The organism is Arthrobacter glycogeni (assembly GCF_054510815.1).
Window position 1 is genome coordinate 181,726 of the sequence record NZ_JBTNDV010000004.1, and the last position, 23,837, is coordinate 205,562.

At 67.2% G+C, this 23,837-nt stretch carries 18 protein-coding genes and 1 pseudogene; 12 read left to right on the forward strand and 7 right to left on the reverse strand.

The genetic code is table 11. The features are described from left to right. The first annotated feature begins 42 nt into the window (after nucleotides 1–42). Genes ACX80G_RS06350 through ACX80G_RS06360 form a run of 3 tightly spaced genes read left to right on the forward strand, consistent with a single transcriptional unit; the run spans nucleotide 43 to nucleotide 2,367 of the window. On the forward strand, nucleotides 43–438 hold the full coding sequence (locus tag ACX80G_RS06350) for an ArsR/SmtB family transcription factor (protein WP_459306523.1): 396 nt from the start codon (nucleotides 43–45) through the stop codon (nucleotides 436–438). Nucleotides 439–473: 35 nt separating this feature from the next. Continuing rightward, nucleotides 474–2,069 (forward strand): SulP family inorganic anion transporter, encoded by a 1,596-nt coding sequence (locus tag ACX80G_RS06355; protein WP_459306661.1) that lies wholly within the window; start codon nucleotides 474–476, stop codon nucleotides 2,067–2,069. Next, complete coding sequence (locus ACX80G_RS06360) at nucleotides 2,059–2,367, forward strand: pyridoxamine 5'-phosphate oxidase family protein (protein WP_459306525.1); 309 nt, start codon at nucleotides 2,059–2,061, stop codon at nucleotides 2,365–2,367. Before ACX80G_RS06355 ends, ACX80G_RS06360 begins: the two co-directional genes overlap by 11 nt. Before the next feature lie 99 nt (nucleotides 2,368–2,466). Here the strand turns inward: ACX80G_RS06360 and ACX80G_RS06365 are convergent, their stop codons facing one another. After that, complete coding sequence (locus ACX80G_RS06365) at nucleotides 2,467–5,334, reverse strand: FAD-binding and (Fe-S)-binding domain-containing protein (RefSeq protein WP_459306662.1); 2,868 nt, start codon at nucleotides 5,332–5,334, stop codon at nucleotides 2,467–2,469. A gap of 165 nt (nucleotides 5,335–5,499) precedes the next feature. Between ACX80G_RS06365 and ACX80G_RS06370 the strand changes: the two genes are divergently transcribed. The 3 genes from ACX80G_RS06370 to ACX80G_RS06380 are packed head-to-tail and all read left to right on the forward strand — an operon-like array spanning nucleotide 5,500 to nucleotide 10,585. After that, the gene (locus ACX80G_RS06370) at nucleotides 5,500–6,906 is read left to right on the forward strand and encodes an MFS transporter (protein ID WP_459306527.1); all 1,407 of its coding nucleotides are present in this window, start codon (nucleotides 5,500–5,502) and stop codon (nucleotides 6,904–6,906) included. A 5-nt stretch (nucleotides 6,907–6,911) separates the two neighbouring features. Next, nucleotides 6,912–9,071, forward strand: a complete 2,160-nt coding sequence (locus tag ACX80G_RS06375) for a molybdopterin oxidoreductase family protein (RefSeq protein ID WP_459306528.1) — start codon at nucleotides 6,912–6,914, stop codon at nucleotides 9,069–9,071. Further along, nucleotides 9,068–10,585 (forward strand): FAD-dependent oxidoreductase, encoded by a 1,518-nt coding sequence (locus tag ACX80G_RS06380; protein WP_459306529.1) that lies wholly within the window; start codon nucleotides 9,068–9,070, stop codon nucleotides 10,583–10,585. The genes ACX80G_RS06375 and ACX80G_RS06380 overlap by 4 nt, the downstream gene beginning before the upstream one ends. 12 nt (nucleotides 10,586–10,597) lie before the next feature. Here the strand turns inward: ACX80G_RS06380 and ACX80G_RS06385 are convergent, their stop codons facing one another. From ACX80G_RS06385 to nirB, 3 genes are read right to left on the reverse strand one after another with little or no spacing between them, the layout of a single operon-like run. Beyond that, nucleotides 10,598–11,719, reverse strand: coding sequence for a uroporphyrinogen-III synthase (locus ACX80G_RS06385; RefSeq protein ID WP_459306531.1), 1,122 nt, complete (start codon nucleotides 11,717–11,719; stop codon nucleotides 10,598–10,600). Further along, nucleotides 11,716–12,771, reverse strand: a complete 1,056-nt coding sequence (gene cobA / locus ACX80G_RS06390) for a uroporphyrinogen-III C-methyltransferase (RefSeq protein WP_459306533.1) — start codon at nucleotides 12,769–12,771, stop codon at nucleotides 11,716–11,718. The genes ACX80G_RS06385 and cobA overlap by 4 nt, the downstream gene beginning before the upstream one ends. 3 nt (nucleotides 12,772–12,774) lie before the next feature. After that, entirely contained in the window at nucleotides 12,775–15,444 is a 2,670-nt protein-coding gene (gene nirB / locus ACX80G_RS06395) for a nitrite reductase large subunit NirB (RefSeq protein WP_459306535.1), read from the reverse strand. Between the two features lie 226 nt (nucleotides 15,445–15,670). Here nirB and nirD point away from each other — a divergent pair, with 226 nt between their 5' ends. The 5 genes from nirD to ACX80G_RS06420 all read left to right on the forward strand — a co-directional run bounded on the left by nirD (nucleotide 15,671) and on the right by ACX80G_RS06420 (nucleotide 20,141). Further along, nucleotides 15,671–16,063 (forward strand): nitrite reductase small subunit NirD, encoded by a 393-nt coding sequence (nirD, locus tag ACX80G_RS06400; protein ID WP_459306537.1) that lies wholly within the window; start codon nucleotides 15,671–15,673, stop codon nucleotides 16,061–16,063. Nucleotides 16,064–16,105: 42 nt separating this feature from the next. After that, on the forward strand, nucleotides 16,106–16,918 hold the full coding sequence (locus ACX80G_RS06405) for a sirohydrochlorin chelatase (protein WP_459306539.1): 813 nt from the start codon (nucleotides 16,106–16,108) through the stop codon (nucleotides 16,916–16,918). Nucleotides 16,919–16,964: 46 nt separating this feature from the next. Further along, a complete protein-coding gene (locus tag ACX80G_RS06410; RefSeq protein WP_459306541.1) occupies nucleotides 16,965–17,699 on the forward strand; it encodes a GntR family transcriptional regulator in 735 nt (244 codons plus the stop codon). Continuing rightward, nucleotides 17,689–18,879: an MFS transporter gene (locus tag ACX80G_RS06415; protein ID WP_459306543.1), complete on the forward strand. Its 1,191-nt coding sequence runs from the start codon at nucleotides 17,689–17,691 to the stop codon at nucleotides 18,877–18,879. The genes ACX80G_RS06410 and ACX80G_RS06415 overlap by 11 nt, the downstream gene beginning before the upstream one ends. Before the next feature lie 128 nt (nucleotides 18,880–19,007). Next, nucleotides 19,008–20,141, forward strand: a complete 1,134-nt coding sequence (locus tag ACX80G_RS06420) for a thermonuclease family protein (RefSeq protein ID WP_459306545.1) — start codon at nucleotides 19,008–19,010, stop codon at nucleotides 20,139–20,141. Here ACX80G_RS06420 and ACX80G_RS06425 read toward each other — a convergent pair. Together ACX80G_RS06425 and ACX80G_RS06430 are read right to left on the reverse strand one after the other, a co-directional pair. After that, a complete protein-coding gene (locus ACX80G_RS06425) occupies nucleotides 20,138–21,094 on the reverse strand; it encodes an acyl-CoA thioesterase (RefSeq protein ID WP_459306547.1) in 957 nt (318 codons plus the stop codon). The genes ACX80G_RS06420 and ACX80G_RS06425 overlap by 4 nt on opposite strands. Before the next feature lie 66 nt (nucleotides 21,095–21,160). Further along, nucleotides 21,161–21,262, reverse strand: a pseudogene (locus tag ACX80G_RS06430) (amino acid-binding protein); the annotation flags it as partial. A gap of 265 nt (nucleotides 21,263–21,527) precedes the next feature. On the opposite strand from ACX80G_RS06430, the gene ACX80G_RS06435 reads away from it, so the two are divergent. Beyond that, nucleotides 21,528–23,009, forward strand: a complete 1,482-nt coding sequence (locus ACX80G_RS06435) for a glyceraldehyde-3-phosphate dehydrogenase (protein ID WP_459306549.1) — start codon at nucleotides 21,528–21,530, stop codon at nucleotides 23,007–23,009. 21 nt (nucleotides 23,010–23,030) lie between these two features. On the opposite strand, the gene ACX80G_RS06440 is transcribed toward ACX80G_RS06435, so the two are convergent. Beyond that, nucleotides 23,031–23,819, reverse strand: a complete 789-nt coding sequence (locus ACX80G_RS06440) for an SDR family oxidoreductase (RefSeq protein ID WP_459306551.1) — start codon at nucleotides 23,817–23,819, stop codon at nucleotides 23,031–23,033. Nucleotides 23,820–23,837: the final 18 nt, after the last annotated feature.

Below are 23,837 nucleotides of genomic sequence, written 5' to 3' on the forward strand. Positions count from 1 at the left end.
ATGATAGAAACATCAAGTAATCAAATAGTAGGATGAGTGACGATGGAGAACGACCTTCGAGTGAATAAAGTCGATGACTTCCGGGTGCCCCTTTACGAGGTCAAGGCGAATCTCTTCAAGGGCCTCGCCCACCCTGTCCGAATCAGGGTCCTGGAGTTGCTTTCCGCAGCGCCCGAGGTGTCTGTGTCGGAACTGCTGACCGCGACAGGACTGGAAGCCTCGCACCTATCACAGCACTTGTCTGTGCTGCGTCGCTATCAGCTGGTGAAATCCGACCGGCGCGGCCTTCAGCAGTTCTATACACTGACTAGCCCGCTGGTGGCCGAACTGTTGGCCGTTGCCCGCGGACTCCTCGAAGGAGTGCTACAAACAACCAAACAGAACCTTGAACACGGAGCATCCACGGTCAATCCCGTACCGGCAGGCAGTGCCGAGTGAATGTTCTGCAGTCGATCCAGTCCCTGTTGCCCAGCATGCGGGACTACGCCCAGCTGCCGCGCACCTGGAAGGGTGACCTGATTGCTGGGCTTACCGTAGGCATCGTCGCGTTACCACTCGCGCTGGCGTTCGGGGTCAGTTCAGGGGCTGGCGCTGCCAGCGGCCTGATTACCGCTGTGGTGGCTGGTCTGGTCGCGGCAGTCTTTGGCGGCTCCCATGTTCAGGTCTCAGGGCCGACCGGAGCCATGGTTGTGGTGCTGGGCCCAGTCATCGCGACTCACGGAATTGAGGCTCTGGCCGTAGTAGGTGTTCTGGCCGGGCTGATCGTGATCGCCGCGGGCGCCCTGAAGCTAGGGCGGGTCGTATCCCTCCTACCGTGGCCGGTGATCGAGGGATTCACCCTCGGGATCGCCATCATCATCTTTCTCCAACAGGTGCCAGCAGCTTTTGGCGTCGGCGCGGGGCCCAGCAGTAACGCCGCAATATCGGCCATCCAGGCCCTGTCAACCGCTCCCCTTTCGGGTTATCTGGCAGCGGTAGGGCTCGTCACGCTAGTCATCGTGATCATGATCGTAGCGCCGCGCATCCACTCCCGGATCCCTGGATCCCTTGTCGCGATTGTGGTCGCGAGCGTTATCGCCGAAGCCCTGGCCATGCCGATCGCGAGGATCGGTATTCTCCCCAGTTCCCTGCCTGCACCATCCGTCCCCGGTTGGGACTGGGGACTGATTGTCGTGCTCGCAGGCCCTGCGGCGACTATCGCCGCCCTGGCAGCGATCGAGTCGCTGCTGTCGGCGCGGGTGGCAGCTTCGATATCGGATACGGGGCCGTACGACGCCGACCGTGAACTTTTCGGCCAGGGCTTGGCGTCCGTGGCATCCGGGTTGTTCGGGGGTATGCCGGCCACCGGCGCGATTGCCCGCACTGCAGTGAACATTCGATCGGGAGGACGTACCCGGGTCGCTGCGGTCACCCACGCGATCGTCCTGTTGCTAGTGGTCTATCTGGCCACCGGCCCGGTGTCCCGCATTCCACTTGCCGCGCTCGCGGGTGTCCTGATGGTCACTGCGGTGCGGATGGTCTCCATACCTACCCTGCGCAGCGTGATTGGGTCGACCCGCGGGGACACCATTGTCCTGGTGGTCACTGCCGTTGTTACCGTCTCGCTCGACCTGATTCAGGCGGTGGGAATCGGAGTTCTTGTGGCCGCCTTCTTTGCGCTGCGATCCCTGGTCAAGTCCAGCGGTGTCCACCGTGAAGAGATTCCGGGCCCGGGCCAGGACGGGGACTCCCGGATTGCCCTCTATCGTCTTGACGGTGCCCTATTTTTTGCGGCTGCTGAACGTCTGCTGGAACGTATCAGCGACATCAGCAACGTAGACGTGGTGATCCTCCGCATGTCCCAGCTGCAGGCACTCGACGCTACCGGCGCACGGGTGATCACCGATCTGGTGACTGCTCTTGAGCGACGCGGCATCACTGTCCTGATCAAGGGAGTCCAGGACCGACACCTGGATCTGATCACGAAAGTCGGAGTCCTGGAGTCATTGCGTCACCAGAAGCACCTTTTCGCCACACTGGAACCAGCGATTGACCATGCGCGCAGCCACGTTGCCCGTGATGCCCGATGAATCACGCCGCAAGCACATTCACGACGGCGGCGTGTACTTCCGCACCTCAGAGGATGGAATGATCGCCCGGAGCCAGCTGACGCAGGCCACGTTCCAGCTCGACCACATCGACCTTGCCGCTCGCAGCGGATGGACCGTTCTGGTCAACGGGCCCGCTAACCGCATCACCGACCCAGCCCTTCTGAAAACACTCTGGGGCAGCCGTGCGGACGAGCCCTGGGCGCCGGGCCAACGCAACGTCTTCTTCGGCATCAGCCCGCGAAAAATCAGCGGCCGGCGACTCCTCCCCGTGCATTAGAGCCCCCACAACCCAACTGGCTGGTGCTACGGTCCGTCTGGGCGTGAAGCACGGTATGAGTTCGTACTACCGCGCGGTCGGGCCAGGACACCGACCCAACTAATCTCGGTTCGCCGGGTCCAGCAGCTGCGCCAGGTGGATACCGCGGCGGTCGCTGAGATCCTCCAGTTGGGTCCGGCAGGAGTAGCCGTCGGCCAGCACGACGGCGTCGTCGGCCGCCACCCGCACCGCCGGCAGGAGCTGCTGCTCGGCAACGGCTACCGAGATCTCGTAGTGGCCGCGTTCCACGCCGAAGTTCCCGGCGAGGCCGCAACACCCGCCGAGTTTCTGGAGCGTGGCGCCGGCATTCTCCAGCAGTGCCGCATCGGGGCTCCAGCCCATCACCGCATGGTGGTGGCAGTGCGGTTGCGCGACGACGGTGGTTCCCGCCAGCGACGGTGGCGTGTAGTTCGGCGTCTGTGCGAGGAACTCAGCGAGGGTATGAGTGGCGCCGGCAACCTGTCCGGCGGCATCGTGTCCGAGCAGCTCGACGGCGTCTGACCTGAGCACCCCCGTGCAGGAGGGTTCCAGGCCAACGATCGGAATACCCTGCTCCACCGAGGCGCCCAGCACGTCGACGGTGGAGCGCAAAATTCTTCGAGCCGAATCGAGCTGACCGGTGGAGATCCAGGTCAGGGCGCAACACACCGGTGCGTCGGGGATCCCGACCTCGTAGCCTGCCGCTTCCAGCACCCGCACCGCTGCTTTTCCTACCTCCGGTGAGAAATTTTCGGTGAACGAATCCGCCCAGAGGAGCACCGGCGGTCGGTCTGCGGATGGTGTGGTGGAACGCTCGTTGAACCAGGCGTGGAAGGTCTGCGGTGCGAAGGCCGGGATGGAGCGGCGCTGGTCGACCCCCGCCAGCCGCAACCCCAGCTGGCGTGCACCAGGCAGCCGCACCAGGGCATTCACGAGTCTCGGGGCGATCGACGCGAGTTTCGCCCAGCGGGGCAACCACCCCAGTGAGTAGTGCGCGGCGGGCCGGATTCTGCCCCGATAACTTTGGTGCAGCACCTCCGCCTTGTACGCGGCCATGTCGATCCCGGTTGGGCAATCGGAGGCGCACCCCTTGCAGGAGAGGCAGAGGTCCAGGGCTTCGTGCACCTCGGGCGCCCGCCAGTTCGGCGTCCCTCCCTTCGCCCCGGTGATGCTGCCGCCGGTCACGCTGCCGTTGATCATTTCCTGCAGGACCCGGGCCCGACCCCGGGTAGAGTCCTTCTCTTCGCGCGTCGCGAGGTACGAGGGGCACATCACCGAACTGTTGTCAGCGTGCGACGCCCGGCATAACCCCACTCCGGTGCACCGGTGGACCGCCTGACTGAAGTCGCCGTCGTCGTCCAGATACCCGAAACCCAATCGCGACCGCAGCGGCCCCGCCTCCGCCACCCGGACGTTGACGTCCAGCGGAACAGGATTCACGAGAATGCCCGGGTTAAGGATGTTGTCCGGATCGAGAATGCCCTTGACCTTCCCGAACAGCGAGATGGCCGCGGGAGAGTACATATAGGGCAGGAGCTCGCTACGGGCGCGGCCATCACCGTGCTCCCCGGAGAGGGACCCCCCGTAGCGGGCCACCAGCTGCGCCGCGTCGGTGAGGAACGCGCGGAACACTGTGGTGCCGTGGTGCGCCAGCGGGAAATCGAGGCGGATGTGCACGCAGCCATCTCCGAAGTGCCCAAACGGGAACCCGGTGAGATGGTGGGCCAGAAGCAGTTCGTCGAACTCCCGGAGGTAATCGCCCAGTTGTTCCGGTGGCACTGCGGCGTCTTCCCAGCCCGCGTGGGCGGGCGCTCCCGTCGGCGACCGGCCGGCCAGTCCGCCGCCGTCCTCGCGGATCCGCCACAGCGCCAGCGCCTCCCGCGGGTCGGTGATGATCCGTGCGTGCCTGGCCTCGGCGATGGCGCTGAGGCGTCCGGCGCGATCGGCGACCTCGACGGCGTCGTCCCCGGAAATTTCGACGAACAGCCAGGCTGCACCGCCGGGCAGTTCGGGTACCGCCTGCGGGCCCTTCCGGGTGCGGACCACCTCGACGATCCGTGAATCTAGGCCCTCGCAGGCGGTGGGCTGGAACGGCAGGACGCTGGTGACGGCGTCGCCGGCGTCGCCAATGGTCTCAAACCCGAGCACCACCATGGTTTTATGCGGCGCGTCGGCGACCAGCCGCACTCCCGCTTCAAGCACGACGGCGAGGGTGCCTTCGCTGCCCACCAGCGCCCGCCGCAGGTCGAATCCGCGTTCCGGAAGGAGGTGTTCGAGGGAGTAGCCGGACACTTGTCGCCCGAAGCGCCCGAGTTCGGTGCGGATGGTGCTGAGCTCCGCGCCCACCAGCGAGCGCAGCGCGTCGGTTTCCGGCGAGGACGGCGTGCCATCCGCGCCGAGGTAGAGCCGCGCGCCGGACCCGGTGACGACGTCGAGGTGCGTCACGTTGTCGGCGGTCCGCCCGTACGCGAGCGCCCGGGACCCGCAGGCGTTGTTGCCGATCATTCCGCCGACGGTGCAGCGGGTGTGGGTGGACGGGTCGGGCCCGAACCTCAGCCCGCTTGCCAGCGCGACCTTCTGCACGGTGGCGTGGACGGCGCCTGGTTCGACGACGGCGGTCCGGCTCTCGGCGTCGAACTCGAGAACCCGGTTGAGGTGGCGGCTGAAGTCGATCACGACGCCGGTCCCGATGGAATTGCCGGCCAACGAGGTGCCGGCGCCGCGGGAGGTGAAGGGGATCCCGCGTTCGCGGCAGACCTCCAGGGTGGCGAGCACCTCGTCCAGATGCCGCGGGAAGACCACGGCGGTGGGCTGCACCCGGTACAGGGAGGCGTCGCTCGAATAGGCCGCCCGGGAGGTCGCGTCGGCCCGCGCGTCGGAAACGCCCCGGGCGTGGAGTTCGGAAACCAGGGAGGTGGGGGCTGTGAGCGTCGTCGCCATGAGTAACATGTTACTCACCGTTCAGGGTACGCGTGGTCCAGTCACATAAGTTCTCACAACACCGTGCACGCCCGGATAGGTGAACGTCACGGGGCGTTTACGTGGCACGCCACGAGTGGAAACGCGGACTCCGTACCGTCAGGGGAAGTAGCAACACCAACCCTGGAGGACTCTGTGAGCATTGACGAAGCATCACCTTTGGCCCTGAGCGCTCCACCCGCCGCGACCGCACCACCCCTCGCCCACCGGCCCGGCCGCTGGATCGACAACTGGGACGCCGAGAACACCACGCAGTGGAACACCGTCGGAAAACCGATCGCCAAGCGCAACCTGCAGTGGTCCATCGCGTGTGAGTTCCTCGGGTTCGTGGTCTGGCAGCTCTGGTCGATCGTCGTCGTCTACTTGCCCGCGGCCGGCTTCACCTTCTCCACGTCGCAGATCTTCTGGCTGATCTCGATGCCGTCGCTTGTCGGAGCGACCCTCCGCATTCCCTACACCTTCATGGTGCCGCGGTTCGGCGGCAGGAACTGGACGGTGGTCTCCGCCCTGCTCCTCCTGATTCCCACCATCGGCCTTGCTCTCTGCGTCTCGAACCCGGACACACCGTTCGGTGTCATGCTCGCCGTCGCAGCGCTAACAGGGTTCGGTGGTGGCAACTTCGCCAGCTCGATGGCAAACATCACCTACTTCTACCCGGCCAGGGAGAAGGGCTGGGCGCTGGGCCTCAACGCCGCGGGCGGCAACCTCGGCGCCGCCGTCGCGCAGCTCGTGGTTCCCATCGTCGTCGCCCTCGGCGCTGCCGCTACCCTGAACCTGCCGGTAGCCGGACTGTTCTGGGTGCCGCTCATTGTCGTCGCGGCCGTCTGCGCCTGGAAATATATGGACAACCTCTCGAACGCGAAGAGCGACATTGCGGGCTCCCTGGCAGCCCTCCGCGAACCGCACTTCTGGATCATGGCGCTGCTCTACATCGGCACCTTCGGCTCGTTCATCGGGTTCGCCGGAGTCTTCCCGAAGCTCATCGTCGACTCATTCCCCGCCTTCTCCACCCTCCCGATGGGACCGGTCACCCTGTCCCTGGCCTTCCTCGGCCCGCTGATCGGTTCCCTCGCCCGACCTTTCGGTGGACGCCTCGCTGACCGGTTCGGTGGAGCGCTCATCACCGTGGCAGCCTTCGCCATCATGGCCGCGATTGCCCTCACGGTCGTCTGGACTCTCCCCCTGTCCAACTTCTGGCTCTTCCTTGGCCTGTTCCTCGTCCTCTTCGCTGCGGCAGGCATGGGCAATGGCGCCACCTACCGGATGATCCCCGTGATTTTCGCGGTACGGGGGGCCCCGGCGGGGCAGACCGACCTGCGAGAATCAGTCAGCACGGCACGTCAATCCGCAGCAGCGCTCGGTCTTATCTCAGCGATCGGCGCCTACGGAGGCTTCCTCATTCCGCAGGTCCTGAACGCGTCGAAGGGGGCCACGGGCAGCTATGACACTGCCTTCTACGGTTTCGTCGGCGGGTATGTGTTGATGCTGATTGTCACCTGGGTCTGCTACCTCCGCCGGTCCTCCACCCTCGGCAAGGTCTAGCCGAAATGGATCAGGCCAGCACCGGACAGCCTACCCACTGCCCCTACTGCGCGCTCCAGTGCGCCATGACCATCACCGCCTCCACCACCGGCAGCGGGGCCACTGTAGCGGGGCGCGATTTCCCCACCAACCGGGGTGGGCTGTGCCGGAAGGGGTGGTCGGCCGCCGATCTGCTCCGCCACCCGGACCGCCTAACCGCGCCGCTGCTCCGCGGCAGCGACGGCGTGTTGCGGGAAGCCGCCTGGGCTGATGTCCTGCAGCTCATCAGCGACCGTGTCCGCTCCATCCAGGCGGACAAGGGACGGGACGCCGTCGCGGTGTTCGGCGGCGGCGGCCTCACCAACGAGAAGGCCTACACCCTTGGCAAGTTCGCCCGCCTCGCCCTGCGCACCTCCCGCATAGACTATAATGGCCGGTTCTGCATGTCGTCCGCTGCGGCAGCCGGGAACCGGGCGTTCGGCGTCGACCGCGGTCTCCCCTTCCCCCTCGAAGACCTCGACGCTGCCTCAGTGATCCTCCTTCTCGGCTCGAACGCCGCTGACACGATGCCGCCCTTCGTCCAGCACCTCCGCGGCGCCCAAGCGGCGGGCGGGCTAATCGTTGTCGACCCCCGGCGGTCCTCGACGGCCCACCTCACCGATCAGGGCAAGGGCATCCACCTGCAGCCCACCCCCGGCACTGACCTTGCCCTCCTCCTCGGGCTCGCCCACGTGGTGGTCGCCGAGGGCCTGGAGGACCGCACGTTCCTTGACGAACGGACCACCGGGCACGACGACGTCGCTCACGGCCTCGCACGCTGGTGGCCCGAGCGCGTCCAGGGTTTCACGGGTGTTCCTGCAGCATCCATCCGCGCGACGGCACGGCTGCTCGCGCGAGGAGCACGCAGCGGTACCGACGGTGGTCCCGGCGCCTACATCCTCACCGGCAGGGGTATCGAACAACACGCTGATGGCACGGACACCACCACGGCGGCCATCAACCTCGCACTGCTTCTCGGGCTGCCCGGCACCTCCCACAGCGGCTACGGCACGCTGACCGGGCAGGGCAACGGCCAGGGCGGCCGCGAGCATGGCCAGAAAGCCGACCAGCTGCCCGGCTACCGAACGATTACCGATCCGGCCGGCCGCGCCCACATCGCCGAGGTGTGGGGAGTACCCGAGAACGCGATCCCCGGGCCGGGGCTTCCCGCCGTCGAGCTCCTCGCCGCCCTGGGTCGCCCGGGCGGAATCAGTTGCCTCTTTGTGCACGGGGCCAACGTAGCCGTTTCGGCACCGAACGCGGCGACGGTCATCGACGGCCTGCGCTCACTGGACCTGCTCGTCGTCTGCGACTTCTTCCTGTCCGAAACCGCGGCGCTGGCCGACGTCGTTCTTCCGGTCCTGCAGTGGGCCGAGGAGGAGGGCACCATCACCAATCTTGAGGGCCGCGTCCTCCGCCGCCGGGCCGCCGTGCCATCTCCGGAGGGCGCCCGCAGCGAACTCTGGATCATGCAGGAACTCGCCCGGCTGCTGGAGGCTCCTTCGCTGTTCAGCGAAGACCCCGAGACGATGTTCAACGAACTCGCCCGTGCCAGCGCCGGCGGCCTCGCGGACTACTCCGGACTCGATTACGACCTGCTCGACGGCGGGACAGCTGCCTATTGGCCCTACCCGGTGGGCAGCTCCGGCACGCCCCGACTCTTCCTCGACAAGTTCGCGCATCCGGGTGGGCGAGCCGCCCTGATCCGGGTGGCCCCGCAGGCCGCGACCACCCGCTCCCGCGTGCCCGCCCCGCTGCTTCTCGCGACCGGCCGCCTCCTTGAGCACTACCAGTCCGGCACCCAGACGCGGCGGGTTCCCGAGTTGCTGGCCGCGCGGCCTGGTCCCCGCCTGCAACTCCATCCCGCCACGGCAGGGGATCTCGGCATTGCCCAGGGTGATGCTGTCGTCGTCAGGAGCGAGCACGGCGAGGCCCATGCCCTGGCGGATCTGACGGCCGACATTCGCCAGGACACGGTGTTCCTCTCGTTCCATTACGCAGGGGCGGGCAGTGTCAACCGGCTCACCGGCAGTGCGACCGATCCCGTCTCGGGCATGCCGGAGTTCAAAACAACCCCGGTCCGGGTTGCGGCACTGTCCGCCCCCACGCCCCGGTCATTGGCAGACAAGTTGGAGGTCAACGCATGAGCAAGCCCGAGTCTGGTGTTCCGAAGCGGATCGTCATTGTGGGTTTTGGCCCCGTGGCGGCCCGGCTCGTTGAGCATCTCGAGCCGCTGGTCGCCGCGGGAAAGGTCGCCGTCACAGTCATCGGCCAGGAGACGGACGCCGCCTACAACCGGGTGCTCGTCGCCGACGTTGCCGTCGGCCGTAGCCGTGAGGCTGCCATCGGGTTGGCCGACCCGGTAGGGTTGCTGGCCCTGGGCGTTGATGTCCGTCTCGGCACCCGGGTCACCCGGATCGACCGCCCATCCCGGCGGGTGCTGCTGGAGGACGGGAACGCGATCGATTATGACCGGCTGGTCCTCGCGACCGGTTCGCGCCCCATCCTGCCGTGCCTCGACGGGGTTAACGGTTCGCAGGCGTTGCCCGCCGGGGTCAGTTTCCTCCGTGATCTCGACGATGCCCGCGCCTTGGCAACCGCCCTGGCCTCCCGGGAACGGGTCGTGGTGCTGGGCGGCGGCATTCTCGGCATCGAGGCGGCCCTCGCCGCCGCCGAGGAGGGCGGCCGGGTCACTCTCGTGCACCATGGCCGCTCCCCGATGGAACGGCTACTGGGTGAAGGGGCCCTGGTGCTGGCAGCAGCGTTGCGCAATGCCGGGATCGTCGTCGTCGCTGGCACATCGATCGGGGTGCACTTGGTGGACGGTCGGTTCGCGGGCCTGAACCTCCAGGACGGGACGAGGGTCGACGGCGGCAGGCTCGTCCTCGCGTGCGGTGTGCGTCCGCGGACCGAAATCGCTGAGGGGTGCGGCCTCGACGTCGCCGACGGTGTGCTGGTCGATCACACGCTGCGCGCGGTTGACGCTGAGGGCATCTGGGCGATCGGGGACTGCGCCGAGGTGCGGTGCCGGGACAGTTCCTGCCAAATGTGCACGGCCGAGACCGCCCCGCAGGGGCTGATCGGTCCAGGCTGGCAGCAGGCGGACTACCTTGGCCTGGCGTGGGCAGCCGAATTCGCTGGTGCTCCAGCCTCCGCCGTCGGGCTTCCGAAGCGGCGCGACGCGATCCTGGTGTTGAAGGCCCGCGGCGTGGACGCCGTGACGGCCGGCGAGACGGACGCCGATCCCTGGGCCATTCAACCCGGGTTGGCTGTGGCGGTCTGGGCAGATCCGGGGCACGGACGCTACGTGAAAATGGTCACCCGCGACGGCGTCCTGACGGGCTTGGTCTGCGTGGGGATGCCACGGACGGGCGCCGAACTGGTCCTGCTTTTTGAACGCGGCAGTGAGCTCCCGGCCGACCGCTCAAGCCTGCTGCGGCTAGACAGCGCCGAGGGAGCGGTGGCGGCGATTCCTCCCGGACCCGATGCGACACTCTGCCGTTGCGCGGGCGTCACCCGGGGGACGGTGGCGGATTCTGTGGTGAACGGTTGCACGTCCGTCCCCGACGTCTCAGCCAGCACCAGGGCGGGAACGGGCTGCCGGGGATGCCACGAGGACATCAGGGCCGTGATCGAGCAGCACTTCGCCGTGGCGGTCTAGAACGGCGCCGGGCTAGACGTGCAGTCGGTACCCGCGCTTGACCACCGTCTCGATCAGTGCAGGATCGGGCAAGGATTTCCGCAGCCGGTTCACGTTCATATCGAGGGCATGGCTGCCACCGGTCCGGGCGAGGAGATCCACCAGAGCGTCGCGGCCGAGGACAGTACCCCTCGCGGACACGAGGGCTTTGAAGAGGACGAGCTGCGCCGGGGCGAGGTCCACCTCCACCTCGTTTACGCGGACGGCCCGGCCCCGCACCTCGACGCACCCTGACTGGGTGCTCAGTTGTTCCACGTAATTTTCCGACAGGTGGTCACAGACCAGGCGAATCAGCGCGCCCATCCGGAAGCGTTTCGGCACGAGGGGCTCAATTCCCGCCTCGATCAGCGGCTGGGCAGTGACCGGTCCGACGGCGGCCGTTAGGACGGTGGTGCGGAACCGCTGGATCAGTTCCGCGTGGAGGCCTTGCTCCGCAGCGGTACTGAACAGGGCGTCCACGGCAGGGGCGCTGGTGAAGGTCACGCAGTCCAGCTGGCCGGCGCAGATGGCCTCGATCAGGCGGGGCAACCGTTCGGAGCCCTCGGGTTTGACCCACCGATAGGGCGTGACGGTGAGGAGGGTGGCTCCGGCGGCCTGCAGCCGATCCAGTTGGTGGGCGTCGGCATACGCATGTAGTTGAACGCCAATGGTCAGTCCGGAAAGGTCCTGCTCCAGTAACTGGTCGACGAGGGTCCCCGTGGTCTCATCGGAACTGATGCCCGCGTCATCCAGGCCGGCGGCGCGTACCGCTCCCCTGGCTTTGGGCCCGCGGACGTAGATCCGGCCGTTCCCCAGCACCCCCAGGAGGTCGTCGCCCAGCCCGGCGGCGTCCGCGGCCTCGAACCAGCGGCGCATCCCGTAGGCGGTCGTGATGATGAACATATCCGGGCGGGCGGCCACCATGGCGGCGGTGTCGGTCAGCAACACCACGTCCTTCGCGATGGGCGCGATTTTCAGGGCCGGGGCATGGAACACGGAGGCGCCGCGCCGTTCGAGGGCGTCGATGAGGTCGCCCGAACGACGGTCGGAGGTCACTCCGATGCGGAAGCCGGCTAGCTGTTTGCTGGCTCCATCCCTGCGGATCGCCCCGGTCATGATGCCAAAGATTCGGTCAGGCGCGCGAGGTGGGCGGCGCCGCCCTGCAGCTCGAGTCCGACGCGCACCACCTCACCGATAATGAGGACTGCGGGTGACTGGCACCGGCTGACCCCAGCGGCTGTGACGATCGTCGAGAGAATCCCCGCCGTCGTCCGCTGGGATGGGCTATACCCGCGCTCGACGACGGCGACCGGCATGTCCTGCCGCATCCCGGCCCGGCCGAGTCCGGCCACCAGCTGCGGAAGGGTCGAGACGCCCATGAGGACCACAATGGTGCCGCCCAGCCCTGCAAGATGCAGGTGTTCCTCGTCGCTCAAGGGGGCATGCCCGGACACCACGGTAAACAGGTGGCTGACCCCGCGATGCGTGACCGGGATGCCCGCGGCGGCGGGCACCGAAATCGCTGAACTCACGCCGGGGACCACCCGGCAGAGGACCCGCGCCTCAAGACAGGCCGCTAGCTCCTCGCTGCCGCGGCCGAACACGAAGGGGTCTCCACCCTTGAGCCGGACCACGTGCCGTCCCGCACGGGCGTGGCTGACCAGGAGGTCGTTGATCCCGGTCTGCGGGACCCGGTGGTGGCCCGGCAGCTTCCCGACGTCGATCAGTTCCGCGGCCGGAGCGAACTCCGCAAGAGCCTCGGCGGGAGCCAGCCTGTCGTACAGCACCGCGTCGGCCTCCCGGAGGGCTGCCGCCGCGTCGAGCGTCAACAGCCCCAACGCGCCAGGGCCGCCACCAATGAGAGTCACCTGGCCCGTGTCTGACGGCGACGCCTCCCGGGTGAGAAAAGTGCCGGCGGTGCGGCACCGCTGCCGGAGAGCATCCTCGGCCGGGTTCGGCCCACCGGTGGGCACCCCGGTTAGGGGTGCCCCTTCCATGACAACGACGAGCGCCGCGCCATCGAGTACGCGTGCTGTGCACCCGTCCGGATCGGTACACCGCTCGACGACGGCCCCCGCGGCCCGGTACCGCGCCAGGGCCCGGCGGGCGGCCCGCTCACTGCCGATGACCACTACGCGGCGTCCAGACACATCAATATCAAGGTGCACGGCTCAGCCCTCCACGGTTTCTGCTGCGGTGCGAACGGGGATCGCCGCTCCAAGGTTGACGCGTCCTGCGCCGGCCTCTAGCTCTGAAGGGGTGGCCGGGCGGCGCTGTCCACGCTCCTCGACGAGGACGATCGACTGGTCTGCTGCGGCCGGTGCGTTGACGAAGGACCTGAAACGCCGCAGCCGGTCGGGGTTGTTGAGCGTCGCCGCCCACTCGTCCTCGTACTGCTCCACGTGGCGGGCCATCGCGGCTTCGAGGTCCGCGGCGATGCCGAGCGAATCGTTGATGACGACGTCCCGCACGTGTTCGAGGCCGCCGTCAAGATCGTCCATCCAGCGGGCGGTGCGCTGCATGCGGTCGGCGGTGCGGATGTAGTACATCAGGTAGCGGTCGATGTACTGGATCAGCGTCGCGTCGTCGAGGTCCTGGGCGAGGAGCTGGGCGTGGGATGGTTGGAAGCCGCCGTTGCCGCCGACGTAGAGGTTCCACCCCTGGTCGGTCGCGATGATGCCCACGTCCTTACCGCGTGCTTCGGCGCACTCGCGGGCGCACCCGGAGACCCCCATCTTGAACTTGTGCGGCGCGCGCAGCCCTCGGTACCTGAGTTCGAGGTTGATCGCCATGGCTACCGAGTCCTGCACCCCGAACCTGCACCAGGTGGACCCGACGCAGGATTTCACGTTCCGCAGGGCCTTTCCGTAGGCCTGCCCGGATTCGAACCCCGCCTCGACGAGGATCTTCCAGATCTCCGGCAGTTGCTCCAGCCGGGCCCCGAACAGGTCGATCCGCAGGGCGCCCGTGAGCTTGACGTACAGGCCGAACTGCTCGGCGACCTGCGCGATGACGGCGAGCTTCTGCGGCGTGATTTCTCCGCCGGGGATCCTCGGCACCACCGAGTAGGTGCCGTTACGCTGCATGTTGGCGAGTGCACGGTCGTTGGTGTCCTGCAGGGTGCCGCGGCCGCCGTCGAGCACGTACTCCCCGCGCTGAGTGGCGAGGATGGAGCCGATGGCCGGTTTGCAGATGTCGCAGCCGTGCCCGGTTTTCGCCTCATCCGTTGTCCCGAAGCGGAGGATGATGTCCTGGAAAGACGCCAGGTCAAGAGCCTGGATGGCCTCGAACAGCTCAGGCCGCGACATCGCGAAGTGTTCGCAGATGCCCTTCGACACGGTGCGGCCCGCCTTGGTGAGCTCGGCGTCGAGCAGCTTCTTGAGCATCGGCACGCAGGAGCCGCACTGGGTTCCCGCCCGGGAACACGCCTTGAGTGAGGGCATGTCCAGCGCCGGGTCGGTCGCCTCGCCGTTGGCGTCCAGGCCGTGCACCGCCGAGCGGCATGCCCCGGCGGTGACGTTGTTGCAGGAGCAGAGGACGACGTCGTCGGGCAGTTCCGACGCTGGGGCGTCGCCGGTGCCGGCCGAGGAAAGGTACGCGCCAGGCTCGGCGGGGAGTTCGCGGCCGAGCAGCGGACGAAGCGCCGAGTAGGGTGCCGCGTCCCCGACGAAGATCCCGCCGAGCAGGGTCCGCGCATCGTCGGTGACCACGAGCTTCTGGTAGAGCCCCCGGGCGGGGTCGGCGTAGACGATTTCGAGGCTGCCGTCCGTCTCCGCGAGCGCGTCCCCGAAGCTCGCGACCTCGACGCCGGAGAGCTTCAGCTTGGTCGCGGTGTCGAAACCGGGGAAAGTTGACAGCCCGCCCAGGATGCCGTCGGCGCAGACCTCGGCCATCGCGTTCGCAGGAGCGACCAGCCCCATGCTGACCCCTTCGTAGCTCGCCACCTCACCGATCGCCCAGACTCCAGGCCGAGCCGACTTGCACGCGTCGTTGATGACGATTCCGCCGCGGGGTGCCACGTCCAAGCCAGCCTCCCGAGCGAGCTCGTCGCGGGGCCTGATGCCGACCGAGAAGACGACGATGTCGGCGGGGAGGACGGTGCCGTCACTCAGGGTCACCCCGGTGACGCGGCCGTCGTCGTCGTCGGTGGTGATGGCAGTCGGCGCGGCGCCGCAGTTGACCCCCAGCCCCTTCCCCGCGATGAGGCGCCCGAGCGCCTGGCCGCCGCCCTGGTCGAGCTGCGCGTTCATCAGCCAGCCCGCCCGGTTGACGACGGTGGGTTCAGCGCCGAGCTGCTGGAGGCCTCCCGCGGCTTCGAGGCCGAGGAGGCCACCGCCGATGACGACGGCGCGCGGCGCCCTCCCGAGGTCGGAGGTGAGCCGGGCCGTCTCCGAGCGGAGCCAGTGCATGTCGTCGACCGTGCGGTACACCGCCGCGTGCTCGCCGCCCGGCAGGGGCAGCCGGACCGCTTCCGACCCGGTGGCGAAGACGACGTCGTCGTACGGGTACTGCGTGCCGGAGGCCCCGGTGACGCACCGGGCGTCAGGGTCCACACGGACGGCACGCTCCCCGGCGACGAGGGCGATGGCGGGCTCACGCCACATGATGGATTCGCCGAGGCTGAGATCGACGTCGTCAATCAGTCGCCGGCTCAGCGCCACCCGGTCATACGGAGCGTGCGCCTCCTCCGTCAGGACGGTGAGGTGCAGGCCGTCAGTGCCACGCCGCCAGAGCGCTTCAACGAAGCGGTGCGCCGCTGGCCCACCGCCGATGACGACGATGCGCCGCTCCTGCGGTGGGGTGGCATCCTCAGCGGGCCGGGATGATCGGGTCTCGCTCATGTGGTGCCTTCCGTCAGGACCGGGCGGTCCCATCTTTGGCTCCAGAGTATGAGGGGGGAATGTCGCTTGTGTGTCGTCGATGTATCGCACCGTTAACAATCGGTTCACTGGACGGCGGATGCCCTGTGAGGTGTCCGTTACGCGGGCGCAACGGCCCCGGGACGTGGGCGACATGTCCGCGCCCTAGCGTTGTCCCAGTGCACCATCCGCGATCAAGGAGAACGCCATGACCGAGCTCACTCTGCACCGTCCCGCCATTTCGGAGGCCTCCCCCGAGCTGGAGTTGGCCTGGAAGCAGGTTTGCCGTCTCGACGACCTCGAAGAGTGCTGGGGCGAGGCGGCGCTCATCGCAGCGGTGCAGGTTGCCTTGTTCCGGCTGCCCGGTGACCAACTCCACGCCGTAGCGAATGTCGATCCACGAACAGGCGCCGCCGTCATGGCCCGCGGCATCATCGGGTCGCGTGGTGCCGCGCCCACGGTCGCCTCACCCCTTCACAAGGAGGTGTACCACCTGACCACCGGCGCCTCGATCTCCGGGGGCGAGGGACTCACGACGTATCCGGTGCGGTGCATCAATGGGGTGGTGGAACTGTTCATGGAGGTCGAATTTCCCGCCTGAGTGGGCGGGAATGGTTTAACCAGTGAATCAATCAGTGCTTCAATGGCTGGCATGACTTCCCATCTGACGGACGTGGGCGCACCGGTTCTCATCGCCTGCTCGCACGGCACGGACAACGCCCAGGGGCGCCGGGAGATCAATGCGGTCCGCGCCAGGATGGCTGCGCTGCGTCCTGAGCTTGACGTGCTCGAGGCCTACGTTGACGTGCAGGATCCCGACCTGGTGGACGTCGTCGCCGCGCTTCCACCGAACCGTCCCGCCGTGATTGTGCCGTTGCTGCTGTCGGTCGGCTACCACGTCAAGGTGGACATTGCCCGGGCGGCGGCGAGCCGGCCCGGGACCGTATCGGCGCTTCCGCTTGGCCCTGATCCACGCCTGGCACGGGTGCTGCAGCAGCGTCTGATGGAAGCCGGCGTCGCCGACGACGATGCCGTCGTCCTATCCGCAGCAGGCTCCTCCGACGCCTGCGCTGCCGAGGACGTCGCCGAGGTTCAGGCGAGTCTCGCGAAACTCAGGACAGGCACGGTGCGTCCCGGGTTCGGCGCGAAAGCCTCGCCGTCCGTGCCTGACGCCGTCGCGGCCTTCCGCGAAGGCACCCCCTCTTCGCCGGTTGCGCTGGCGTCCTACCTCCTCGCGCCCGGGTTCTTCCATGACCAGCTCGCGAAGGCCGGGGCCGACGTGGTCAGCGCTCCCCTGCTGCCGAGCCCCGCGATCGCCGAGATCGCGCTGTCACGGTACGACGACGCCGTCGCCCGCCTGTTTAATGGGACGCGGCCAGACACGGGCCCGTGCCTTCGACCGTGCCGGGCGCGCGCGGCGACGTGTTTCAGGAGCGGGCTGGCGCAGCCGGTCTGACGCGGCACGCTCCTGAGCTGCCGCTGCTCGCATTACTCTTGGAGTCATGTCACCCGCCGCCGACGCCCGTGCCCCCGCCGCCCGGCCGCCGTCCCTGACAGACCGGACCATCAAGGCCGTCCGGGAGGGGATCCGGAACGGCACCCTGGTGCCGGGCGAGCTGTACTCCGTCTACCGGCTGGCCGATGAGCTGGGCGTCTCCCGCAGCCCCGTCCGGGACGCGCTGCTCCGGTTGGCGGAAACCGGGATGGTCGCCTTTGAGCGCAACCGTGGGTTCAGGGTGGTGCTGCCCGGGGCGAGGGAGCTGACCGAGATCATTGCTGTCCGGCTGGCACTGGAGGTACCCGCAGCCGAGCGGGCAGCTGTCCGCGCCACAGACGCCGATCGATCCGCTCTGCACGATCAGCACTCGGCGATGGAGGCCGCGGTCCTCGCTGGTGACGAGACCGCGTTCATGCTCCACGATCAGCGGTTGCACGGGCTCCTCCTGGACCTTGCCGGCAACGGTCACGCTGCGCGGATCATCGAGAACCTGCGGGACGCCACCCGCCTGGTCGGTGCGTCAACGATCAGGAAGTCCCGGTCTCTGGACGACGTGTATCGCGAGCACCGGCCCATCCTTGACGCCATCGACGACGGCGATCCGGCTGCGGCCGGCTTCGCGATGCGCCGCCACCTTGAATCCACAGGAAGGCTGCTGCTGCGGGAAGCCTCCGATGGCAATGACCTTTCGCTCTGGGAAGACCTGGTTGATCCGGTGACCGGCTCGGGTGGCCGATAATCCAATGGCCGATCTGGTGGAACGCCGCCCCCGTGGCGGTCTGGCAGCGATGTGCATGTCGCAGACCACGAGCTGGGGCTTGTTGTACTACTCGCTGCCGGTGGCCGTGGTGCCGATCGCGGAGGACACCGCGTGGAGTGCTGCGGCAATCACCGCTGCCTTCTCCGCCGGGCTGATCGTTTCGGCGGTACTGGGAATCTGGGTGGGCCGGTTGCTGGACCAGCGTGGTCCGCGCCGGCTGATGGTGACCGGTAGCCTGATCGGGGTCGCCGCCCTCCTGCTGGTGGCGACCGCACCGAACCTCCCCGTCTTCGTCGCTGCGTGGCTGGTAGCGGGCCTGGCGCAGGCCGCCGTGTTTTATCAACCGGCGTTCGTGGTGCTGACCCGCTGGTATGGGCCCGCCCGGGTTCGGGCCCTCACCACATTGACGCTGGTGGCCGGGTTCGCCTCCCCCATCTACGCCCCCTTGACGGCATTGTTGATCGAGAGCGTCGGATGGCGGTCCGCCTATCTGGTCCTTGCCAGCGCGTTGGCTGTCATCACCATTCCGCTGCATTGGTTCTTCCTCAACGCGCATTGGACGGTTCCGTCGCCGCCCCAGTCGCGGCAGGCAGTCACTCGGGATGTTCGGGCGACAACGCGGAGCCGACGGTTCATCATGTTGCAGGTGGCAGTCGCTGCGGCAACCTTGGCTCTCTTCGCGGTGACCTTCAACCTGATCCCGCTCCTGCTGGAGCGGGGCTTTGACTACCGGACCGCAGTGCTCGCGTTCAGTCTGATCGGGGTGGGCCAGGTGGTGGGCCGCCTGTTCTTCGCTGTGCTGCCCGGTAAGGCGAACCCGGTGCGCCGGGCGGTGCTCCTGTTCACCGCCGGGGCAACCTGCTTATGGCTCCTGGGACTGCTGCCCGGCCCGGCGTTCATCCTCATTGGTGTGACCCTCCTGGCCGGCGCGGTCCGCGGATGCGTGACGCTGTTGCAGGCGACGGCAGTTGCCGACCGGTGGGGAACCGCGAACTTCGGAGCGGTACAGGGAGTCTTCGTGGCACCGGTGACCGCGGTGGGTGCGCTCGCCCCAGCGGCAGGGCCTCTCCTTGCGGGGCTGCTGGGCGGGTACCCGTCAATGGCGTTGGCCATGGCCGGGGTGGCGACCCTTGGGGTGCTGGCCGCCGCGCGGTCCTGAAGGACAGCCGTATGATCAGTTCATCAGTCGCGTTTCAAGATCAGCACTATGGGGAATAAATGCCGGGAACCAGCACGTCGTCAGTCCTTTTCGGTCGGAAGAGCCACCGTCTCCCAACATCGATAATTTTGGCGGCGTCCGTCGTTGCGGGTGTGGCGGGATGCGGCACCGCGAGCGCGGACGCCCAAACCGGCGAAGTGGTAAGGATCGTCGACGGCGATACCCTGGTGATCAACTTCGAGAATAAGGACCAGACCGTCCGACTGCTCAATGTCGACACTCCCGAAACAAAACACCCCGATAAGGCGATCGAATGCCTCGGCCCTGAGGCGACCGCGTTTCTGGAACGTATGCTTCCGCCAGGGACCCCCGTGGGCCTGGATTTCGACGTCGAGAGGATTGACCAGTACGACCGGGTGCTTGCCGCCGTCGCCTTGGAGGACGGCACGCTGGTCAACGCGGAGATCGCCCGTCAGGGGCTGGGTATTGCCGTCCTGTTTGAACCGAACAGCAAGTATTTCGACGTCGTTCGAGACGCTCAGGCGGAAGCCACCGCTAGCGAGCGGGGGCTATATGATCCGGTCGCGGAGTGCACCATACCGGCCGAAATTGAGCAGGCTGCCGCGGCCGTTACCGAGGCCATGGAACAGCCTGCCGGAGCAACGGCTGCTGCGGCGGCGGCAACCGTTGGGAGCCTTGCCGCGGCCTTGGCGTCGGCCAAGGCCCTGCATAGTGCGCTGAAGACCGGTGAGAAGTCAGTTCGTTGGGTCGCTCACTCTACGGCTGCCGGTGTAACTCTCCTTGCCGGACTATCCGCCACCATCGATTCCGGGCAATCAAGACTTGACTCCATCAAGGCCGAAGCTAAGACGCTTGAGACCGAGGAGGCAGAGGCCAAGGCAGACGCTGCAGCGAAGAAGGCGGAGGCAGCTCGTGCGGCAGCGGAGAAGAAGGAACGGGCGGAAGCTGCTGCAGTAGCAGACCAGGAACGGAAGGACGCCGCAGAGCGGGCCGAAGCCGACCGGCGTGCCGCCGAATCTGCCGCGGTAGAAGCGGAACGATTGGCAGCAGAGGAACGGGAACGCCTCCGAAACCTCCCGGCCCCCTATGTCCCTCCTGCTCCGCAGCCCTACGTCCCGCCTGCCCCACAGCCGGCTCCTCCCGTGGTTCAGCCCCCACCGGCTGTGCAGGATCCCTTCCCGGGATATACCGGTCCACGGTGCTATGCCCCGGGCGGCAAAACCTGGAAGCCCTGCCCCTAACCCGTCAGGTGGTTCGGCAGCCGGTTCCCCGGAGCCCGCCCGCGAATCTCCAGCAACTCGCGCGCATGGGCTTCCAACCGGCGGTCCTCCTCGGACCGGGGGATCCACCCCGGCACCGCAACGGCCGTCCCGGTCGAGTCCCTGGCCACCATCACGGTCAGGCAGTAGGTCGTCAGCTGCATGTCATCCTCGGTCGGTTTCCCAGACCGGACGTGCACCGCGATGTGCATGCCCTTGTTGCCCGTATAGACCAGCCGGGCCTCCACCTCCACCACGTCCCCGATCAGCAGCGGCCGGTAGAACCGTACCCCGCCCGAAAACACCGCAACGGTGTCCTGGCCGCAATACCGCGCGGAGCAGACGTAGGCGGCTTCGTCGATCCAGTCCATCACCGTGCCGCCATGCACCTTGCCACCCCAGTTCACGTCGGTGGGTGCCGCGAGGAACCGGAGGGTGACCTTCTCAGCGGTTCCTTCGGCTGTGTAGACCTGCCCGCGCATCGCCTCGACGATCTCCTCGCGCACAACGATCCGTGCTTTGGCCGCGTCCCGGCGGCTGATCTCCGCTGGCGTTGAGGGCACAAAGGGCGGGACCGGAACGGGCTTGCCGTCTTCCCCCACCGCCACGAAGATCACCAGGCATTGGCTGCGCATGGACGCACTACTGCCCTTGACGTCGCCCGAGGACACCACAGTCTGAATGTGCAGCGACGACCGCCCGGTGTGCACGATGGTCGCCTCGACCTCCACCATGTCCCCCACGTTGACCGGGTCAGAAAAGTGGATGTTGCCGACGTACGCGGTCACGCAATAGGACTTCGCCCACCCGACGGCGGCGGCGTACGCTGCCTTATCCACCCACTCCAGCACCGTGCCGGCGTCGACGGACCCGCTGTGCCCGAGATCAGTGGGGGCGGCGAGGAAACGCAGGGTCACCGAGTTGGTCTGGTTCATTGAGCCAGTATCCCGCACCATCCGCCGCAGCGGACTATGTGTCGGCGGCTAGATCTCGCAGCCTGGGTGCACCAACAGCCCAATGGGCAGCATCACCGCCACGTTGGCCATTGTCACCCTGGTCTTACCCGGTTCAGGGAGTTGGCCACGCAGATCGCAGGTCAAAATCGATCGTCGCCGTCCGGGACAGGGGTCGCTTCATGGGTCAAGAATGCCCGTCAACTATTTCGCCTGCGTTGCGTCGTCGTGACCATTTGCCGTCAAACGCTGCACTGACGTTATTCTTTCCCTATCACCCGCGCACCATCCCCGCCCCCGACGCCGTCGTCCGGGCGGGCCGCGCGAATGAGCCAACGGAACCAGACCGAGTCCGCTACGAGCGGCGGCTGACGGCACAGAACGCTGGCCAACCCAGCAGTAAGAAGGACTAACAGTGCACCGCGACCCATCGGAATGCCTTGACACCTGGATGAGCCGGGAGGCTCTAGCGGAGGGAATGATCCCCGTCATCGGGCGCCTGTACCGCGAGAACAACGTGGTGATCAGCATTCACGGCCGCAGCCTCATCAACAAGTCGGCCATGAACATCCTCAAAGCCCACCGCTTTGCCCGCCGGATCAGCAAAGAGGAACTTTTCCTTGAGGAAACCGCGCCGCTGCTCCGCACCCTCGTGGAGCTTGACCTTGGCGCCGCAGCCATCGACATCGCCCGGCTCACCCAAAAGTTCAAGGCAGACGGCAACGGCGCCCCCCTGGAGGACTTCCTCCGGGCGGAACTGGCCGACGTCGTCGACAAGCGCGGCGCCGACGAGCGCACCAGCACCGACGTCGTCCTGTACGGGTTCGGGCGTATCGGTCGCCTGGTGGCACGCCTCCTGATAGAGAAGGCCGGCGGGGGCCACGGGCTGCGGCTGCGCGCCATCGTGGTCCGCAAGGGTGCCGACAATGACCTGATGAAGCGGGCCAGCCTGCTCCGCCGCGACTCCGTGCACGGCAGCTTCGAGGGCACCATCCGGATCGACGAGGAAACCGACACGATCACCGCCAACGGCGTGCACATCCAGGTGATCTACTCGAACGACCCATCCACCATTGACTACACCGCCTACGGCATCAAGGACGCCCTGCTGGTCGACAACACCGGGCGGTGGCGCGACACCGAGGGGCTCTCGCAGCACCTGAAGAGCAACGGCATCGCCCGGGTGCTCCTGACCGCGCCGGGCAAGGGCGCGCTGAAGAACATTGTGCATGGCATCAACCACAACACCATCCTGTCCACCGACCAGATTGTCACCGCCGCGTCCTGCACCACCAACGCCATCACCCCCGTCCTGAAGGCCATCAATGACCGGTTCGGTGTGGTGCACGGCCATGTGGAGACGGTGCACTCGTTCACCAACGACCAGAACCTGATCGACAACTTCCACCAGGGTGACCGGCGCGGCCGGTCGGCGGCGTTGAACATGGTCATCACTGAGACCGGTGCGGCGAAGGCCGTCGCGAAAGCGCTGCCCGAGCTGGAGGGCAAACTGACGGGCAGCTCCATCCGCGTGCCCACCCCCGACGTGTCCATCGCCATCCTCAACCTGACCCTGGTCGATGGCACCACCAAGGATGAGGTCAACACCTATCTCCGGGAGACCTCGCTGCACTCCGACCTGCGCAAGCAGGTTGACTACATCGACTCGCCCGACGTTGTCTCCACCGACTTTGTCGGCTCACGCCGCGCGGGGATTGTCGACGGGCTCGCGACGATCGCCAACGGCACCCATCTGGTGCTCTACGTCTGGTACGACAACGAATTCGGGTACAGCTGCCAGGTGGTCCGGGTGATGGAGGAGATGGCCGGCGTCAATCCGCCGTCGTTCCCCGCCAAGGAACCCGTCGCCGCCACGGTGCGGTCCTCGGCCGTCTAGCTTCCCGCAGCAGCGCCGCGATTACCGGGTGCGGTGCCGGAGCCAGTCCTCGTAGGACAGGCCCTTCACGGGATTGTCGCGGGCCAGGTTGTCGCCGCTGCTGAAAAACTGCCCCAACGCGCCAGGTAACGGCACGGTGACGAGCCGACCAGTGGCTCCGGTGACCTTACGGTAGATCAGTGCCAGCTCAGCCATCTCGAGAACTTGCGGGCCGCCGACGTTGATGATGCTAGTGGGTGCAGGATCGTGCGTTGCCGCGTCGACGAGCGCCCCGGCCACATCCTCGACGGCGATCGGCTGGAACGCCGCACCCTTCAGGGCGGGCAGCAGCCCGGCCTTACCCCCGCCGTCGAACACGGCAGTGACAAAATTGTGGAACTGCGTGGCACGCACCACCACCGACGGGACTGCCGAGTTCTGATAGATCTTCTCCTGGCGCACCTTGGCCCGGTAGTACGAAAACGCCGCGTGGTCGGCGTTGACAATGGACAGCAGCACTGCCCGCCCCACGCTGGCTTCGCGGGCCCCGGCGAGCAGGTTCAGGGCGCCGTCGTCGAGCGCACGCTGGCCCTTTCCGAAACGGCCATCCAAGACATCGATGATCACATCGGCGCCGTCCAGCACCTGGGTCAGCCCGGCACCGGCTGTCACATCGGCCTCAACGTACTCGGCCCCGGACACCCATCGCAGGGAATGTTGGGCAGGAGCATGGCGGCTGACGGACCGCGTCTCGTGGCCACGCCTGACGCACTCATCGACCACCTGGTGGCCCACCAGACCGGTACCCCCGACGACGACTATTCGTGACATGGCCCTAGGCTACGCCTG